This is a genomic window from Methylomonas sp. HYX-M1 (assembly GCF_040741385.1).
GTDB lineage: Bacteria > Pseudomonadota > Gammaproteobacteria > Methylococcales > Methylomonadaceae > Methylomonas > Methylomonas rhizoryzae.
This window is the reverse complement of sequence record NZ_CP160405.1, coordinates 2,723,681-2,741,422: the sequence shown is the minus strand read 5'-3', so window position 1 is coordinate 2,741,422 and position 17,742 is coordinate 2,723,681. Positions and strand designations below refer to the sequence as shown.

The 17,742-nt window shown below is 52.1% G+C and carries 14 protein-coding genes; 9 read left to right on the top strand and 5 right to left on the bottom strand.

What is annotated here, in order from left to right:
* Positions 1-178 precede the first annotated feature (178 nt).
* On the top strand, positions 179-2,209 hold the full coding sequence (locus tag AB0A83_RS12360; RefSeq protein WP_190303125.1) for a S53 family peptidase: 2,031 nt from the start codon (positions 179-181) through the stop codon (positions 2,207-2,209).
* Positions 2,210-2,440: 231 nt separating this feature from the next.
* Here AB0A83_RS12360 and AB0A83_RS12355 read toward each other — a convergent pair whose 3' ends face one another.
* Positions 2,441-2,647, bottom strand: a complete 207-nt coding sequence (locus AB0A83_RS12355) for a hypothetical protein (RefSeq protein WP_150048828.1) — start codon at positions 2,645-2,647, stop codon at positions 2,441-2,443.
* A 315-nt stretch (positions 2,648-2,962) separates the two neighbouring features.
* Here AB0A83_RS12355 and AB0A83_RS12350 point away from each other — a divergent pair, with 315 nt between their 5' ends.
* On the top strand, positions 2,963-3,907 hold the full coding sequence (locus AB0A83_RS12350; RefSeq protein ID WP_150048826.1) for an alpha/beta hydrolase: 945 nt from the start codon (positions 2,963-2,965) through the stop codon (positions 3,905-3,907).
* A 3-nt stretch (positions 3,908-3,910) separates the two neighbouring features.
* On the opposite strand, the gene AB0A83_RS12345 is transcribed toward AB0A83_RS12350, so the two are convergent.
* Positions 3,911-5,146, bottom strand: coding sequence for a pyridoxal-dependent decarboxylase, exosortase A system-associated (locus AB0A83_RS12345; RefSeq protein WP_367154308.1), 1,236 nt, complete (start codon positions 5,144-5,146; stop codon positions 3,911-3,913).
* Between the two features lie 6 nt (positions 5,147-5,152).
* On the bottom strand, positions 5,153-6,739 hold the full coding sequence (locus AB0A83_RS12340) for an acyl-CoA ligase (AMP-forming), exosortase A system-associated (protein ID WP_367154306.1): 1,587 nt from the start codon (positions 6,737-6,739) through the stop codon (positions 5,153-5,155).
* A 110-nt stretch (positions 6,740-6,849) separates the two neighbouring features.
* Between AB0A83_RS12340 and xrtA the strand changes: the two genes are divergently transcribed.
* Positions 6,850-8,349, top strand: coding sequence for an exosortase A (gene xrtA / locus AB0A83_RS12335; protein WP_367154304.1), 1,500 nt, complete (start codon positions 6,850-6,852; stop codon positions 8,347-8,349).
* A 45-nt stretch (positions 8,350-8,394) separates the two neighbouring features.
* Positions 8,395-9,795, top strand: coding sequence for a mannose-1-phosphate guanylyltransferase/mannose-6-phosphate isomerase (locus AB0A83_RS12330; protein ID WP_150048818.1), 1,401 nt, complete (start codon positions 8,395-8,397; stop codon positions 9,793-9,795).
* A 196-nt stretch (positions 9,796-9,991) separates the two neighbouring features.
* On the opposite strand, the gene AB0A83_RS12325 is transcribed toward AB0A83_RS12330, so the two are convergent.
* Positions 9,992-11,272 (bottom strand): hypothetical protein, encoded by a 1,281-nt coding sequence (locus AB0A83_RS12325; RefSeq protein ID WP_367154302.1) that lies wholly within the window; start codon positions 11,270-11,272, stop codon positions 9,992-9,994.
* Positions 11,269-12,183: an ABC transporter ATP-binding protein gene (locus AB0A83_RS12320; RefSeq protein WP_150048814.1), complete on the bottom strand. Its 915-nt coding sequence runs from the start codon at positions 12,181-12,183 to the stop codon at positions 11,269-11,271. The genes AB0A83_RS12325 and AB0A83_RS12320 overlap by 4 nt, the downstream gene beginning before the upstream one ends.
* A 329-nt stretch (positions 12,184-12,512) precedes the next feature.
* On the opposite strand from AB0A83_RS12320, the gene AB0A83_RS12315 reads away from it, so the two are divergent.
* From AB0A83_RS12315 to acnB, 5 genes are all read left to right on the top strand, one after another.
* Positions 12,513-13,523, top strand: coding sequence for an isocitrate/isopropylmalate family dehydrogenase (locus AB0A83_RS12315; RefSeq protein ID WP_150048812.1), 1,011 nt, complete (start codon positions 12,513-12,515; stop codon positions 13,521-13,523).
* A 23-nt stretch (positions 13,524-13,546) separates the two neighbouring features.
* The gene (locus AB0A83_RS12310) at positions 13,547-14,077 is read left to right on the top strand and encodes a Uma2 family endonuclease (RefSeq protein ID WP_367154299.1); all 531 of its coding nucleotides are present in this window, start codon (positions 13,547-13,549) and stop codon (positions 14,075-14,077) included.
* Positions 14,074-14,484 carry a nucleotidyltransferase substrate binding protein gene (locus AB0A83_RS12305; protein WP_150048810.1) on the top strand — a complete coding sequence of 137 codons (411 nt, stop codon included), beginning with the start codon at positions 14,074-14,076 and terminating at the stop codon, positions 14,482-14,484. Before AB0A83_RS12310 ends, AB0A83_RS12305 begins: the two co-directional genes overlap by 4 nt.
* Positions 14,477-14,830 (top strand): nucleotidyltransferase domain-containing protein, encoded by a 354-nt coding sequence (locus tag AB0A83_RS12300; RefSeq protein WP_367154297.1) that lies wholly within the window; start codon positions 14,477-14,479, stop codon positions 14,828-14,830. The genes AB0A83_RS12305 and AB0A83_RS12300 overlap by 8 nt, the downstream gene beginning before the upstream one ends.
* Before the next feature lie 240 nt (positions 14,831-15,070).
* On the top strand, positions 15,071-17,653 hold the full coding sequence (gene acnB, locus AB0A83_RS12295) for a bifunctional aconitate hydratase 2/2-methylisocitrate dehydratase (RefSeq protein WP_150051966.1): 2,583 nt from the start codon (positions 15,071-15,073) through the stop codon (positions 17,651-17,653).
* The last annotated feature ends 89 nt before the right edge of the window (positions 17,654-17,742 follow it).

Here is a 17,742-nt window from a genome sequence, read left to right as displayed (position 1 = left end):
TGTAGAAAAGTGCTTCATATGCTGGTCCGTGTATTCAATGTCTGTGCTTTAGCGTTCTTCTGCGTAGCATCTCGCGTGTTTGCGGCAGGGTGACGATGCGCCGGCTTACATCCGTTCGAAATTCTCGACTTCTTCACGGAATAGGGGCGTAAAGAAAGAATTCATTATGGAAAATATTGTGATCGATTGTGATGCTAAACGCCTGATGCGGTGGTTCTCCGGCATCGCCTTGGGTTTGCTGGCGTTTGTTTACGCCGGTGCTACTTGCGCGACAGACTCCGGCCGCATACGTCTACAAGGCCATGTTCCGGCCCAAGCCGTCAAACAATCCCGGACTTTAGCGCGAAATCCGGAACAGCAAACGCTGAATCTCAGCGTTTCGTTGCCGTTAAGGAATACCGCCGAATTGCTCGACTTTATCGCCCGCGTCAATAACCCGGCCGATCCGATATACGGGCAATTTCTTACTTCGGAACAATTTGCCGAACGTTTCGGCCCGACGAAAACCGATTACGACGCAGTGGTCCGGGAATTCTCCGCCAAAGGCTTTCGAGTAAGCAATACAAACAAGCCTAGCCAATTGCTAAGCCTGCAAGCCGAAACCTGGCAGGTGGAACGCGAATTTAAGGTGAGAATGCAACGGTACAGGAGCACGACCGGCCGCGAGTTTTTTGCGCCGGATCAAGAGCCGGAATTTTCCGCCGAGTTGGCGGCTCGCGTGGTACACCTAGCCGGTTTAACTGATTGGTCGGTGCGAAAGCCGAAGTTTAAGCAGGTTCATGCGAAACCTGCAAACTTGACGGCTAAGGACATAGGCAGCGGGCCGCAAGGCGGTTTGTCGCCTAGCGATATTGCAAACGCATATGACATCGAGGTGCAAAGGACGGCGTCCGATTTTCCGCAAACCCTGGCCGTCGTGGCTTTAGCGGATTATTTCAATAGCGATATCGACTTTTATCGGAATTACTTTTCGTTAACCGATATTAGCGTCAGCCGCGTAGAAGTCGACGGCGGGGCGTTCAAGCCCGGATGGGCTGACGACGACAGTTCCGAAACTACCTTGGATATTCAACTGCAAATGGCGTTGGCACCCTACGGCAGTAAGATTTTGGTTTACGAAGGCCCCAATACCGATAGCGGATTTCTGCATCTGTTAGCTCGGATTGCTGACGACAACACGGCGAAACAGATTAGTTGTTCCTGGGGCTCTGACGAAGGCAGTAATACATCCGGTTTTTTGCAATCGGAACATCAGATTTTTCAGCAGATGGCGGCGCAAGGTCAATCGTTTTATGCGGCGTCCGGAGATTCGGGAGCCTACGATGACGGTAGTAGCCTGAGTGTTGACGATCCCGCCTCTCAACCTTATGTTACCGGCGTGGGTGGAACGCAGCTTAGCCTTTCGCTCGACGGTAGCTATGCCGGCGAAACTACCTGGAATGCCGGTTCGGCAGCCGATGGTGCGGGCGGCGGCGGGGTAAGCCGGATTTGGTCTTTGCCGACTTACCAACAAGGGATGTCCGGTTTAGCTTCCAAGCAAAAACGCAATGTGCCGGATGTCGCATTGAATTCCGATCCGGATACCGGCTATGCGATTTACTACCAGGGGTTTTGGTCTGTTTACGGTGGCACCAGCAGTGCGGCACCGTTGTGGGCGGCGTACACCGCCAACATCAATCGGCTACGGCAACAAGCAAGCCTTAGCCAAATAGGTTTTATGAACCATCGTTTGTATGCCATAGGCAAAAGTGACGCATACGGGCTTGCGTTTCACGATGTCGCGGACAACAGCGATAATCTCAAGTACAAAGCCGCCGTCGGCTACGATAATGCCACCGGTTGGGGAAGCATGAACGGCGGCAAGCTTTCCGAATTATTGGTATCGGATCAATATGCTCAGAGCGACCACCCTAGCGTGAGTTTGCTTACGCCGAATGGTGGTGAAATTGTTGCTTTCGGGAATGAGCTGGAAATTGGTTGGAGCTCGGATAACTTAACCGAAAAACAACGCTTAAAACTCTATTTTTCTAAAAATAACGGTAAGAAATGGAGTCTGTTGCGAACAAGGTTAGCTATCAACGGCAGCTTGTCCTGGAAGCCTAAAAAAAGTAAGCGTACGACGGCAGGCTTGTTGAAAATCTGTTTGCCGAAATCGAAAAAATCGGCGGCTGTTTGCGACCAGAGCGATACGATTTTCAGTATCCGCTGACATAAGGGAACGCTCCGGTTTTTTTAGTTGTAGGGCTAAACCATTATTTTTGATGTTCGGAAATTTTTGTCCGGAATTGCATCATCGGTTATCGCGTCCACACTATAAATTTGATAGCGGGTACGCTCCGGGAAACAGCGGCGCAGAGGCTATCCGGACATATTCACAGATTCTACATAAGCACACTGCTACCAAACGTTAAAGTAGAAGAATCTAGCGCTCTAACGTTAGCTATAGACGGTGCTTCCACCAATAAACAGCATAAATGCCCGAAATAAAAGCGTAAATGCTAAATTCGGTAAGAAGACTGATCGTGGGTTCGTTGTTAAAAACGTTGCCTGCTGTATTTGCTTGGTCTGACAAGACTTCATCAGCATGGCTAAGCTGGTTATAAAAGGCTGCCGCTGTAATCATTAGGCTGATTATTATTTTTTTCATGGGTGGCTCCTAACTAGGATTAAGCCTTTATAATATCGATACGATATTGCATGGGCAAGGAAATTTTTCTAACCCCTGACAACGTCGATAATTGTGTGCAAGTAAGGGGATTTTTACCGAGTGCTTTTCAAATTATGTGTTTGCGCAACGCATTTTCGTGGCAATGTTGGGTGGTAATCCGAAAACTCTCGGTATACTGGTAACGGCGTTTCGGGCATGGAAACGATATAAGTCGATGCATTGCTGTCCGATTTTACGCCTGTCTTTCGCTGGTTAGCTACATCAGCGCGCTTTACTTAAATAGATGTTGCAACTATGAGTTTCGCTGTTTCTCGATATTTCACCTTGATTTTAATGATGTTAATGCCGGCTTGCACTCCGGTAGCGCCGGTTACCGGCGCTTCCGCCATTCACGGCGGACGCTTGCTAGAGGATTTGTTCGTGACCGCCGACGGTATAGGATTGAAACTGAGTCGTTGGAAAGCAAATCATCCTAAGGCGATTGTGGTCGCGTTGCACGGATTCAACGATTACAGACGGTTTTTTAGCCCTGCGGCCGAATATCTGCAACAACAAGGTATTTATTGTTACGCCTACGATCAGCGAGGTTTCGGAGAAAGTCCTAGGACGGGAATGTGGGCGGGTAGCGAGGTCTATGCGGCGGACGTGGCTAATTTTTCCGCACTAGTGAAAGAGGAGCACCCGGGCGTACCGGTTTATTTATTGGGCGAAAGTATGGGGGGCGCCGTCATCATTGCGGCGATGACGGTCAATCCAAAGCCTAGTGTGGATGGGGTTATCCTGTCGGCGCCTGCCGTATGGGGACGAAAAACCATGCCTTGGTACCAGACCTCGTTACTATGGGCTTTGTCGCACACTTTGCCTTGGGTCACGTTGACGGGTAGAGGATTGGACATTATGCCTTCCGACAACATCGAAATGTTGCGCGCTTTGGGGAGAGATCCTCTGGTGATAAAAGAGACGCGCGTAGACGCAATTTCCGGGTTGGCCGACCTCATGGACACCGCGTTGGCATCGGCAAACAAATTGAATGTCAACACCTTGCTGCTATACGGAAAAAAAGACCAAATAGTGCCGGCCGAACCAACCGAATTATTCATCCGATCGCTGCTGTCGGCCGGGATGCAAAACAAAACGGTCAGCTATTACGAAAATGGCTATCACATGCTGTTGCGCGATTTGCAAGCCCCGGTCATCTGGCATGACATTGCCGAATGGATAGGTAAAACGCACGGCTGATCTCTAAACCAATACTTCCACGGCATCGGGTTGACTCAGGAATTTTCCCGGACTGGCAGTGTATCCGTAAGCGCCGGATTGATAGATCACCACTAGATCGCCGATTTCGGCTTTAGGCAACCACATTCTGTCGGCAAGCAAATCCAGTGGAGTACAGAGCGGCCCGACTACACTCACCGTTTCGTAATCTTGCTCAGTCATTTTGTTACCGATAGCCGCCGGGTAGTTTTTGCGGATGACTTGACCGAAATTTCCGGATGCGGCTAGGTGATGGTGTAAGCCGCCATCCACGACTAGATAGATTTGTCCGCGGGATATTTTCTTGTCGATAATTCGGCTTACGTAAATACCGGCTTCGCCTACCAAATATCGGCCTAATTCGATGATGATTTCCGCATTCGGCAGGCTGGGTTTGGCGACTTGCATTGCTTCGGCCAAGGCGTTGCCGACTTGATCGATGGCCAACGGCGTATCGCCCGGAAAATACGGAATGCCGAAGCCGCCGCCTATATTCAGTTTCTTGATGGCGGAAGGGCAGTGTTCGGCGAGTTGAGCCGCTAGATTCAGGCTTTTTTGTTGGGCTTCGATAATCGCTTCGGCCTTCAGATTTTGCGAACCGCTGTAAATGTGGAAACCTTGAAAGTCCAGGCCCATTTCTTTAATGCGTTGTAGCATTTGCGGCACTTGTTCTTCGTCTACGCCGAATTGTTTGGGGCCGCCTCCCATTTTCATGCCCGACGCCTTAAGCTCGAATGCGGGATTGATGCGCACCGCCACTTTCGCGTTAAAGCCGGTTTGCCGGCACAGCCCGCAGATGCGTTCGAGTTCCTGCGACGACTCGATATTGATGGTTACCCCGGCGGCAATGGCCTGATGTAACTCGGATTCGCGCTTTCCCGGGCCGGCAAAACTGATCTGCTCCGCCGGCATGCAGGTATCCAACGCCACTTTCATTTCCAGCGCGGAGGCCAAATCGAAACCGTCTACCAAGCCGGCCATGTGTTGCACGACGGCCGGCATGGGATTGGCTTTGAGTGCGTAATGAATTTTTAGATCGGCCGGCATGGCTTGGCGTAATTGAGCCACCCGGTTGCTGAGTGCGCCACGGTCGTAAGCGTAAAACGGAGTCTGGCCGATACGTTGGCTTAAACGGGACAATGGCAGGTTGCCGACCGTTAGTTCGCCGTTAATGACTGGAAAAGTCGTCATCGCGGCGTGCTTAGGGGAGGTGGGAGTCATAGGCGGTTACTGTTGAAATAAGTCTGCGTATTGCTGAGTTAGGCTTTTACGATCGATTTTGCCGTTGGGATTGCGTGGAAGATTGGCTTGCATTTCGATTTTGGCCGGCACCATAAAGTTGGGTAGTTGCGCTTTGCAACATGCGGATAAGGCTTCCGAGTCGAATGCGGTTGGGTCTTGCGGGCTGACCACGACCACCACCGCTTGCCCTAATGTGGCGTGTTCGATTCCGATAGCCGCCGCTTCTTTGACCATACCGGAAGCGTAGATCACTTCTTCAATTTCGCTTGGACTGACTCGATAGCCGGAAGTTTTTATCATATCGTCTTTGCGGCCGACGAAATAAAGGTAGCCTTCTTCATCCATGGTGACCGTGTCGCCGGACCATACGGCGATTTCGGTCAACGGCAAACCGGACAACTGTCCCGGTGCTGGTTTAAACCGTTCCGCGGTTTTGTCCTTATCGTTCCAGTAACCGAGGCTGACTAAGGAGCCGCGGTGCACCAATTCGCCGGGCTCGTGAGCTGCACACGAACTGCCGTCTTCGCGCACCACCATAATCTCTGCATTCGGAATCGCTTTGCCCATGGAATCCGGGCGGATGTCGATTTGGTCGGGAGGCAGATAGGTCGAGCGAAAGGCTTCGGTTAAGCCGTACATCAGGAAAAATTGTGCGCTAGGCGCTTTGCTGCGTAACTTTTGCAATACGGCTTTAGGCATTTTGCCGCCGGAATTGGTCATGTAGCGTAAATGACTATCGATTTGTGCAGGCCATTCCAGCTCGGATAATTGCGCCCAAAGCGGCGGTACCGCAGCCAGTCCGGTGATTTGGTATTTTGCCAAGGCGGTTACCACATCGCGCGGTAACAAATAATCCATCAGGACGCAACATGCACCCTTGAGCAAACAGGTGGTAAGCTGATTTAAACCGTAATCGAAACTGAACGGCAATACCGCGAGTAATTTATCGCTAGCCTCGATTTTTAGATATTCGGCGACGCTGTGCGCGCCGGCTACAATGTTTCGATGCGACAATACCACGCCTTTGGGTTTGCCTGTGCTGCCGGAGGTATACAGGATGGCCGCCATATCGGTATCGATTTGAATCTGCGGTTGTAACGAGCGATTCGCCGCGCCAGCCAAATAGCTTGCCCAGTCAAGCAGCCGATAATGGCTTTCGGAGGTTTGTTGAACGTTAGCGTCGATCAGGACGACGGTATGTAAATCCGTGCAACCGTTTAGAGCCTCTGCCAGAGATGCCAAGCGGCTTTTCGAAGTAATTAGGATTTTGACGTTACAATCGTTCAGAATATGCGCGACTTGAGATGCTTTTAATACCGGGTTCACCGGCACAAATACGCCGCCGGCCAAGGAAGTGGCAAGAAAGCCGGTAACCGTCTCCAACTGTTTAGGTAAATAAATGGCAACCCGTTGTTGGCGGGCCAAATCCAAGTTCTGTAAGGCGCCGGCTTGGACCGCCACTTGTTCCGCCAATTGTCCGAAACTAATACGGCTGTCCTTTTGCACAATGGCGTCGGCATGGGGAGAACGGGTCAAATTGTCGAAAAGTAAATGGTGAAACAAGGTAGCCATGGGCGACTTAATAATTCCGTTACTGAAAAATTGAAAATATCCTAGCAGAATATAGTGGTTTTACCGAAATGCAGCTTAATCATACTACCCATGAAACTGGAGACGGCAGAATGCTGAATGTAGCGGCGGTACCGGACTATTGGCGGTCGCCGGCACTGGCCTTGTCGGCCCTATTGTTGACTTTTGTTTGCGTATATTGGCCTAGTTGGCAGTCGGTTGTCAGTATCTGGTATCGCTCCGATACGTTCGCCCATGGTTTTTTAGTCATCCCGGCCAGCCTTTGGCTGATTTGGTCGCGCAAAGATCAATATCGACCACTCGTTCCGACACCCAATTTATCGGCTTGGCTGGCGATATCGGGTTGCGGCTTTTTATGGCTGTGTGCAAATTTGGCCAATGTGTTGGTTGTCGAACAATTTGCTTTGGTCGGTTTATTGCTATCGATGATATGGACTATTTTGGGGACGGAGTTTGTTTCGGCAAGCTTGTTTCCGCTGATGTTCTTGTTTTTTATGGTGCCGTTCGGCGAGGATTTCGTGCCGTATCTGATGGAGTTTACCGCCACATTTGTGGTGGAAATGCTGAAGTTAACCCGCATTACCGTGGTGAGAGAAGGTTTGCATTTCACGCTGGCTTCCGGGCAATGGTCGGTGGTAGAGGCTTGTAGCGGCATACGCTACCTTATCGCCTCAATGACATTAGGCATGATTTACGCTTATCTGAATTACACCAGCTATTTAAAACGTAGCGTTTTCATCGCCTTGTCCATTTTAATGCCTATTGTTGCCAATGGCTTCAGAGCTTATATGATCGTCATGATAGGCCATTTGAGCAGCATGAAACTGGCGACGGGGGTGGACCACGTGATATACGGCTGGTTGTTTTTCGGTTTGGTCATGTTGTTGCTGTTTTACGGCGGCTCGTTTTGGCACGACGAACCTAAGCCAAACCCCGCAAAAGGCCCGTCTGCAGCGGTGATCGGCAATAATTCCTCGTCTCAACGATGGATAGCCGTTAGCGCTCTGAGCATGGCGATCGTCGGCGTTTGGCCGTTAACGGCCGTTGCCCTGAAAGATTTGCAATCGATACAGCCGTCAATTCCCGAGCAGTTGCTGCAGCGGGTTCCCGGGATAGACGTCAGTGAACCGCAATGGGGATGGTCCCCAAGTTTTCCCGGCGTCATGGCTGAAGCCAAGCGTTTCGTGGCTGTAGACGCTAGCGTTAACGGAGTGTATGTCGCGAATTTCGGCGACGAATCGGCCGGCGGAGAATTGATTAATTCGCAAAACGTATTGGTTAACCAAGAAGAATCGGGGTGGCGCATTACCCGGCAGGACATTGTTGAATGGCAGGCCGCGAATCAGAGCGTCAGTGCCCAAGCGTCGGTGCTTAAACGCGGCAACCAAGATTTATTGGTATTTCGCTGGTACCGCGTAGGCGAGGTCAATACCGCAAACCGCTATTACGCAAAATGGCTACAATTGCTCAAACGGCTCAAGGCCGATTCCGCGCCGGAGCTGATGGTCGTGCTGTACACCGAAACTTCCGCCTTAAACATGCCGGCATCCCGGTCTCGCCTGGAGCGTATCGCTGCGGCTTGTTGCAGCTGACCCGGTCGGTACGGTTTTTATTTCAAGAAAGAGGGAATAGTTGCAATGATACCTGTGATACTTTCCGGAGGATCCGGAACACGCCTTTGGCCTTTGTCGCGCGGTCAATACCCCAAACAGTTTTTACCTCTGGTATCCGGCAAAACCATGATACAGGAGACCATGCTGCGTTTGCAGGGGGTGCCCGGATTGCAAGCTCCGATTGCCGTTTGCAACGAAGACCACCGTTTCATGATGGCCGAACAACTTTGGGAAATCGGCAGCAAACCCGCGGCAATCATATTGGAACCCATTGGCAAAAATACCGCGCCGGCGGTCGCCATGGCGGCATTGAGCGCGGCTTCGGCCGACGATGTGTTGCTGATTCTGCCTGCCGATCATGTTATCGCCGACCCGGCTGCCTTTCATTGGGCAATCGCACAAGCTGAAATATTGGCCAAGCAAGGCTATTTGGTGACTTTCGGCATAGTGCCAACCCATCCGGAAACCGGTTACGGTTATATCAAAACCGCCAAGCCTGTGTCCGAACATGCGTTTAACGTCGCCGCATTCGTGGAAAAACCGAATCTGGAGACCGCACAGAGCTACATCGCTAGCGGAGATTACTATTGGAACAGCGGTATGTTTGCATTTACCGCCGGTAATTTTCTGCAAGAACTGGCGAAATTTAATCCGCAAATGTTGGAGATTTGCAAGCAGGCCTTGGCCGCCGCCAAAACCGACTTGGATTTTACCCGCCTGGATAAAGAGATTTTCAGTACTTGCCCTGCCGATTCGATCGACTATGCCGTGATGGAAAAGACCGACAAAGCGGCCGTGATTCCGTTGGATGCCGGCTGGAACGATGTCGGTTCATGGTCCGCGCTATGGGACGTAACCGGCAAAGACCATGCCGGTAACGCCATCAAAGGCGACGTTTTAGCGTTGGATACCCACAATTCGTATATTCATTCCAGCGGTAAATTGGTTGCCGTGGTCGGGGTCGATGATTTAGTCGTTGTCGAAACGGACGATGCGGTCATGGTGGCGTCCAAGGACAAGGTTCAAGACGTCAAGGCTATCGTCGACCAATTGAAAGCCTTGAAGCGTAGCGAAGCCCATATGCATCGCAAAGTTTATCGGCCCTGGGGACATTATGACTTGGTAGATACCGGGGACAGGCACCAGACCAAGCGCATTGTGGTCAAGCCGGGAGCCAAATTGTCGGTGCAAAAACACCATCACCGCGCCGAACATTGGGTGGTAGTAAAAGGTACCGCTTGGGTTCATCGAGACGGCGAAGACATTATGGTGACCGAAAACGAATCGATATATATTCCGGTCGGCGCTATCCACAGTTTGGAAAATCCCGGCGTGATTCCTTTGGAGATGGTGGAAGTGCAATCCGGCAGTTATTTGGGCGAGGACGATATAGTCCGTTTTCAGGATAACTACGGTAGAGTGTAACTACCTTCTCGCAGGGACGCGTTAATGCCCATAGGCGCGGTCATTCGTACAAAAACCGCTGTTTAGCGCGTTATGGTACGAATAAATTCGGCCTACTAAACGGTTTCGCAGACTTTTCCAAGTCTTTTTTAAAAAGGCGTTCTCAAAAATATCTGTCCGGTTTCAGGACAGGACGCTTGCCTGGATTTGGTGAGCGTCAGGTTTTGATCCGCCAACGCCCATATAGCAAACGTAAAACCAAAACGACCTGCAATGCCCCGCATAAGCCGGCCCAGGCTGCCGAATTCGCCTTTAACGGCAAGAATAAAGCGGCTAATGTGACTTGACCCAGGGCGCTAAAGAGACCTGGCAATATCACGTACAACAGCACAGCCGTTAACATCGTCAAACCCAATGCGCGTTCCGGGTTGCTCCCGTAACAAAAATATAAATACAAGCCGCAGTCGCGCACCAACATAGTCAACATGGCGAACGGATAAATATGCAAATAGCTACCGAAGGTTTGCAGCGGGTGCTCGGAAATACTTAACGCCAATGCGGAGACTAGGGTGAACAGTAGGCTGATCCACCAAATAGGTACTTCTTCGAGCGCCCGTCGCCAAGCCCGTTGCACGATAAAGCCAAATAGTCTTTTGAAGCGTAATGCCTGATTGTTCTCAACGATCACTCCCAGGTAGGTCAACGCGCTGCATACGCTAAAGCTCGCTAATGCGAAGGTGTAAGCGGAACTGGGGATGAAGCCGCCTAAATAAGCGCTCATAAACAGACAGAAAACTCCCCAGATCCAAGGTATGGCGCGGAGGCCCAGCTCTTGCGCCATTAACCGGTAATTGCCGACCGCGCACCAAAACAAGGCTAACAGCAGGCTGGTTCTGTGAAAGATGTGGCTGTCTATCACTTGCCCATGCCAAATCGACACGCGGTGTTCGCTAAGCAACGAAAGATCTCCGAAGTTGTCGACGATCAGAAAAATGCCGACGATCACGCCGATGAAGACGGCACTGCTTTTTAATTGCCCGCGTCTAGCCGCCAGTATTCCCAGCAATAAACCTAAACCTTGTATCAGTAAACCGCTGGTGACGTCGAAAAATAAACGGCTCAATAGGTCGTGTGTAGCAGCAGAGCTCAATGCATACACCAGCCAGCAGACGGTGCCGACGTACCACACCATGACGGTGCTTCCCAGCCATTTCCCCCAGGTTAACTCCCACGGGCCGAGCGCGGATAGGCGCTGCGTATCCCAGGTGCGTTCGCGAAACTCCTCAATGACGGCGTCTACGGTTTGTTTGCAGCCCCACAGCAACGTAGACAAGGTAAAGATAAACGTTGCCATACGCGCGCTGGCTTGGCCTAGTTGATGGCCGTCGACGATATAGGAGAAGGTAAATAAAACCGCTAGGACCAGAGGAATGCCGATTAAGCGCGCTTGCGAGCACTCCAAAAAAAGTTGGCGTTGAAACTCCGGATTCAGATTCATGAGGATTGCCTAATCGATGCGAGATAAGCGTCTTGCATAGTGGGTGATTCCGCGGAAAATTCGCAAACCGGCAAGCCTTGCGCCAACAACGTTTGCAGAACGAGGTGTTGCTGTTGTTTGTCATCGGGCATCAGCAACCAAGCGGTTTGGTTATTTTCGACATCGACCGCTTGTATGGCGTCAATCCGTGCAAGTTTCTCGGTTAACTCCGCTATGGCTACCGCCAACTGCAAGCGTATCGTAATCTGTTGCTTACGGGGTCTAAGTACCGTTTGCTCTACGATGCGTCCTTGACGCAAAATCAGCATGTCGCTGCAATAGCTCTCCAATTCGGCCAAAATATGCGACGAAACCAGTAAAGTCATACCTTGCCGCTGTAAGTCCAAAAACAATCCGGCCAATTCGTGGCGCGCTTCCGGATCCAAACCGGAAGCCGGCTCGTCCAGCAACACGAATTTCGGTTTATGGATGATGGCTTGGGCGATGGCAACCCGCTGGCGTAGCCCGCGCGACAATTCGCCCGGACGCATCTCCAAGCGTTCGCTTAGCGATAACCATTGACAGACTTGAGCAATGGCCGTTTCGCAATCGTTATCCGGCAGGCCTTGAGCGCGTGCGACGAAATACAAACATTGTTTGACCGTTAAACGTTGATATAAACCGTAAAAATCGGATAGGTAGCCGATGATGCGGTGGCAAGCCCTGGGCTGCTCCAAAACGTCGATACCGGCGATGTGGATCGATCCGGCGCATGGCTGCTCCAGGGCCGCTATACAACGCATCAAGGTGGTTTTACCCGCGCCGTTCGGGCCTACCAAGGCGGTCACGTTGCCTTGCGGCATGCGAAACGACACCTCGTCCAGCGCGCGCAGGCCCGGATAATCGAAACAGAGGTCTTTGACTTCAATCATAGTGGTGCCAGTGGTTGTATAGCGACATTGTAACCAAGCGGAACGGAAATACCGGAAGCGTTTATCGGTAAACGGCGAAATGACATTCGGATTATTACCTGTACCTCGCTGTGCGCCAAAGTGGATCAAGACCAACTGTTTTTGTCGTTATTGGTGCGTTAAACAGAGCGGTTGATGGCGGAGCGCGTCGATTTCGGCTTTCTCGCAAAAGGTATGTATCTTGCTTTTCCGATAAAAATCGCTTGCTGTCCAGAGCCCGGCCGTCTTTACGGCTGTGGCGCTAACGCTAAGCTGGTATGATTTCCCATTTAAAACTCAGGAGAGTATGAATGCACAACGTCACGTTGATCAAAGGTGATGGTATCGGTCCTTCGATTATGGAAGCCGCGGTTTCCGTCATTGACGCATCCGGCGCGAAAATTCATTGGCACGAGGCGGAAGCCGGAATGTCGGCTTACGAAAAAACCGGTACGCCGCTGCCGGACGCAACCATGGAATCGATAGATCAAACCCGCGTTGCATTCAAAGGTCCGTTAACGACCATGGTCGGCGAGGGGTTTCGCAGCATCAACGTCGAATTGCGAAAAAAATACGATTTGTACGCCAACGTGCGCCCCGCCAAAAATTGGGCCGGCGTTAAAACGCGCTTCGATAACGTCGATATCGTCGTCGTCAGGGAAAATACCCAAGGTTTGTATGTCGGATTGGAGCATTATCTGACCCCGCAAAAAGATATTGCGGAAAGTCTGGCCGTGGTGACTAAAGCGAGTTCCGAACGTATCGTCGAATATGCGTTCAAATACGCAATCGATAACGGCCGCAACAAAGTTACGGTATGCCACAAAGCCAACATATTGAAATTTACCCAAGGGTTGTTTTTGAATACCGCCCGCGAGGTCGCTAAAAAATATCCCGACATCCAATTCGATGAAAAGATCATCGACGCAGCTTGCATGCACATGGTCATGAAGCCGGAACAATTCGACGTGGTTGTTACTACCAATATGTTCGGCGATATTTTGTCCGATCTTACCGCCGGATTGGTCGGCGGATTAGGTTTGATACCCGGCGCCAACATCGGCGAGGATGCCGCACTGTTCGAAGCCGTGCACGGCAGCGCACCGGATATCGTCGGCAAAAACATCGCCAACCCAACCGCGGTGATGATGGCCGGCGTGATGATGTTGAACCATTTGGGCGAGCATGCCGCGGCAAACCGGATGCAAACGGCCATCGAAAAAGTGGTCAACGAAGGTGTTTACGTTACTCCGGATTTGAATCCGGCCAGCCAATACGGCACCAAGGAAATGGGCCAAGCCATCGTCGATGCGATGGGGTGATTATATCCGCGGCGGAAGCGGTTATGAGCGCGCAACCTGAATTCGGCAAACCTTGGGTGTCCATTGAGGATGATCCGGCGGTGGAATTGCTCAGCGATACCAAGCGCGAGTATGACGACGGCGAGTTGGTGGCAATGTCTGGGGCCGGCAGGAATCACGAACGCATCAAAGGCAATATCGCGGCGGCTTTGCACGTGCACTTGCGCGGCAAATCTTGCGAACCGTTTTCCTCCGATTTGAAAATCAAAATGGGTCAATATCTGTTCTATCCCGACGGGATGGTGGTTTGCCAAGATACCTCGACCCACGAGTATTACACCCAAGCGCCGCTACTGGTCGTCGAGGTATTGTCAAAATCCACCCGGCGTCGCGAGGGTTGGATATCCAATCACTATTTTCTTGGTGACGACGTGCCGTTGGAAGCGGTGGGCTTGACCTTCGGCGTCGCCGAGATTTATGCTCGGGTTGAAAACGAAGACATGCTGAGCTTTCTGTTGGAGCAGCAGATTATGGCGAATAGCAACAATGCCTTGAGCGATGGCGAGCCAACATGACCGATATTCGCTGGCAACAGCGCTTCAGCAATTTCATCAAAGCCTTGACGCTATTGATTGACGCCGCCGAACTGGCGCGGCAGCGTCCGTTGTCGAAACTGGAAAAGCAAGGCGTGATTCAGGCGTTCGAGTTTACCCATGAGCTGGCCTGGAACGTACTGAAAGACTTTTTGTACGACCAGGGCGATTTTTCGCTCAAAGGCTCCAAAGATGCTACCCGTGCGGCGTTCAAGGCGGGTTTGATCGAAGACGGCGAGGGCTGGATGGCAATGATAGGCAGTCGCAACTTGTCCTCTCACACCTACGACGAGCAAACGGCGGAATCGCTGGTAGTCGCTATCTTTGCCGATTACCTGCCACTATTCGTTGCTTTGCGGACGGATATGCAGCGCTATTGCGATGAATGAACCACTCGCCGAACGCCTGGGTTTGCCGCCGGTCACGCTACAGAAACTGGTAAGCGTATTTGCCCGCCATCCGGCGATTCGACAAGTGCTGGTGTACGGTTCTCGTGCCAAAGGTAACTATCGGCGCGGTTCCGACATCGATTTGACGCTGCAAGGCCCGCTCCTGAGTTTCGCCGAATTGATGCAGATCGAAGATCAAATCGACGATTTGCTACTGCCCTATACGGTCGATTTGAACCAATATCAACAGTTATCGAATCGGGATTTGCTTGATCACATTGATCGGGTGGGACTGGTTATTTATCAACGGCAAACCTGCTTGGCATCCGTGGCTGATGGTGTTTAAGCAATTTTGCCTTTAACCTAACGATCATGAAGGTCTGGCAATCGCCCCGGCAAATGAAAGGTAGTTTGGTAGGCGCGACGCCTAGTCGCGATGATGGCCTTGCGAATCGTGGCTATGTGTCGTTCCCACCATGTCTTTCATAGTAAAGAAAACATTACACGTGCATCGTTCTATCATCGCTAAACGCAGCGTCGTAACGATGAGTCAATTAATCTATCTACATAAAACCAATATATGTCCATGTTAGAACAATACCGCAAACACGTCGCCGAACGAGCCGCCGATGGCATCGTTCCCAAACCGCTGGATGCCGAGCAAGTGGCGGCGCTGGTTGAATTGTTGAAACAGCCGCCCGCCGGAGAGGAGGCGTTTCTGTTGGATTTGCTGGCTTACCGGATTCCGGCCGGGGTGGACGAAGCCGCTTACGTCAAAGCCGGCTTCCTAACCGCAGTTGCCAAAGGCGAGGCTGCGTCCCCTCTGATTACGCCGGAAAAAGCCACCGAATTGCTGGGAACCATGCTCGGCGGATACAACGTCGCCCCGTTGATCGAATTGCTGGATCGCGCGCCCTTGGCGCCGATCGCCGCCAAAGCGCTGGCGCAAATTTTGCTAATTTTCGACGCCTTCCACGACGTGCAGGAAAAGGCCCAAGCGGGCAATGTTTACGCCCAACAGGTGTTGCAATCCTGGGCCGACGCCGATTGGTTCACCAGCCGGCCGGAAGTGCCGGAGAAACTAACGGTCACCGTGTTCAAGGTCAGCGGCGAAACCAATACCGACGACCTATCGCCGGCACCGGATGCCTGGTCGCGGCCGGACATTCCGTTGCACGCCAAAGCTATGCTGAAAATGCCGCGCGACGGCATCAGCAACGCCGAACAACAGATCAACGACCTAAAAGCCAAAGGATTTCCGGTGGCCTACGTCGGCGACGTAGTCGGCACCGGCTCGTCGCGTAAATCGGCGACCAACTCGGTGCTCTGGTACATGGGTGAGGATATTCCGTACATACCCAACAAGCGGGCCGGCGGGGTGTGCATAGGCGGCAAAATCGCTCCGATCTTTTTCAATACCATGGAAGATTCCGGTGCGTTGCCGATCGAATGCGACGTGAGTGCTATGGCCATGGGCGATGTGATCGACATTTATCCTTACCAAGGCGTGGTCAAGCGCCACGCCTGCCCTGAGTCTATCGAACCGGGCAGCGACGAAATAATCTGCGAATTCCAGCTGAAAACGGAAGTGATTCTGGACGAAGTACGCGCCGGCGGCAGAATCCCGCTGATCATCGGCCGCGGCCTGACCGACCGGGCACGCAAAGCCTTGGGGCTTGGTCCGTCCAGCGTGTTCAAGCGTTTGGCCGCCGTTGCCGACACCGGCAAAGGTTACACCTTGGCGCAAAAAATTGTCGGACAAGCCTGCGGTTTACCCGGGGTGCGGCCCGGCAGCTATTGCGAACCGCGCATGACGACGGTGGGCTCGCAAGACACCACCGGTCCCATGACCCGCGACGAATTGAAGGACCTAGCCTGCCTGGGTTTTTCCGCCGACCTGGTGTTGCAATCGTTTTGTCATACCGCCGCTTATCCGAAACCGGTAGACATCACCATGCAACATACGTTGCCGGATTTCATCATGACCCGCGGCGGAGTCTCGTTGCGGCCGGGCGACGGCATTATTCACTCGTGGTTGAACCGGATGCTGCTGCCGGATACGGTCGGTACCGGCGGCGATTCGCATACTCGCTTCCCGATCGGGATTTCGTTTCCGGCCGGTTCCGGTTTGGTTGCGTTTGCGGCCGCCACAGGCGTGATGCCGTTGGATATGCCGGAATCCGTGTTGGTGCGTTTCACCGGCAAAATGCAGCCCGGCATCACTTTGCGCGATTTGGTCAATGCGATTCCGTATGCGGCCCTCCGGCGCGGTTTGTTGACGGTTGCCAAGCAGGGCAAAAAAAACGTGTTCTCGGGGCGGATTTTGGAAATAGAAGGTCTACCCGATTTAAAAGTGGAACAAGCATTTGAGTTGTCCGACGCTTCGGCCGAACGTTCGGCCGGCGGCTGCACCATCAAACTCAACGAAGCGCCAATCCGCGAATACCTAAACTCCAACATCACGTTGTTGAAATGGATGATTGCGCAGGGTTACGGCGATACGAGAACCATTCAGCGCCGGATAAAAGCCATGCAAGCTTGGCTGGAAAATCCGCTGTTGATGTCGGCCGATCCGGATGCCGAATATGCCGAGGTCATCGAAATCGACATGAATCAAATTACCGAGCCGCTGCTGGCTTGCCCGAATGATCCCGACGACATCAAGCCGTTGTCGGAAGTCGCCGGTACCAAAATCGACGAGGTGTTCATCGGTTCTTGCATGACCAACGTCGGTCATTTCCGCGCGGCCGGGAAATTGTTGGAAAAAGCCAATGCGCTGCCGACCCGACTATGGGTGGCTCCGCCGACCAAAATGGACCAAAATCAATTGGTGGAAGAAGGCTATTACGGAACCTTCGGCAAAGTCGGTGCCCGTACCGAAATGCCGGGTTGTTCGCTATGCATGGGCAACCAAGCCAGGGTGGCGGAGGGCGCTACGGTGGTTTCCACCTCCACCCGCAACTTCCCTAACCGCTTGGGGAACGGGGCAAACGTTTTCTTGTCCTCGGCGGAATTAGCCGCGGTTTGCTCGTTACTGGGAAAAATACCTAGCGTGGAAGAATACATGCAATACGCGGCGTTGATTGATCAAACCAGTGCCGATACATATCGCTACATGAATTTCGATCAAATCGGCAGTTATAAGTCCATAGCCGAACAAGTGGCTTAAACGTTAACGCTCTGTTCCCGAAAGGGGATAGAGCGTTTTTTTAGATTGCTGCTAGTCTTTACCGGCAGCAATTTAATCAGATCAAAGAC

Coding starts and splice junctions, on each gene's coding strand:
- AB0A83_RS12355 (WP_150048828.1), bottom strand. CDS start 2,647: ATGAAAAAAATAATAATCAGCCTAATGATTACAGCGGCAGCCTTTTAT.
- AB0A83_RS12350 (WP_150048826.1), top strand. CDS start 2,963: ATGAGTTTCGCTGTTTCTCGATATTTCACCTTGATTTTAATGATGTTA.
- AB0A83_RS12345 (WP_367154308.1), bottom strand. CDS start 5,146: ATGACTCCCACCTCCCCTAAGCACGCCGCGATGACGACTTTTCCAGTC.
- AB0A83_RS12340 (WP_367154306.1), bottom strand. CDS start 6,739: ATGGCTACCTTGTTTCACCATTTACTTTTCGACAATTTGACCCGTTCT.
- xrtA (WP_367154304.1), top strand. CDS start 6,850: ATGCTGAATGTAGCGGCGGTACCGGACTATTGGCGGTCGCCGGCACTG.
- AB0A83_RS12330 (WP_150048818.1), top strand. CDS start 8,395: ATGATACCTGTGATACTTTCCGGAGGATCCGGAACACGCCTTTGGCCT.
- AB0A83_RS12325 (WP_367154302.1), bottom strand. CDS start 11,272: ATGAATCTGAATCCGGAGTTTCAACGCCAACTTTTTTTGGAGTGCTCG.
- AB0A83_RS12320 (WP_150048814.1), bottom strand. CDS start 12,183: ATGATTGAAGTCAAAGACCTCTGTTTCGATTATCCGGGCCTGCGCGCG.
- AB0A83_RS12315 (WP_150048812.1), top strand. CDS start 12,513: ATGCACAACGTCACGTTGATCAAAGGTGATGGTATCGGTCCTTCGATT.
- AB0A83_RS12310 (WP_367154299.1), top strand. CDS start 13,547: ATGAGCGCGCAACCTGAATTCGGCAAACCTTGGGTGTCCATTGAGGAT.
- AB0A83_RS12305 (WP_150048810.1), top strand. CDS start 14,074: ATGACCGATATTCGCTGGCAACAGCGCTTCAGCAATTTCATCAAAGCC.
- AB0A83_RS12300 (WP_367154297.1), top strand. CDS start 14,477: ATGAATGAACCACTCGCCGAACGCCTGGGTTTGCCGCCGGTCACGCTA.
- acnB (WP_150051966.1), top strand. CDS start 15,071: ATGTTAGAACAATACCGCAAACACGTCGCCGAACGAGCCGCCGATGGC.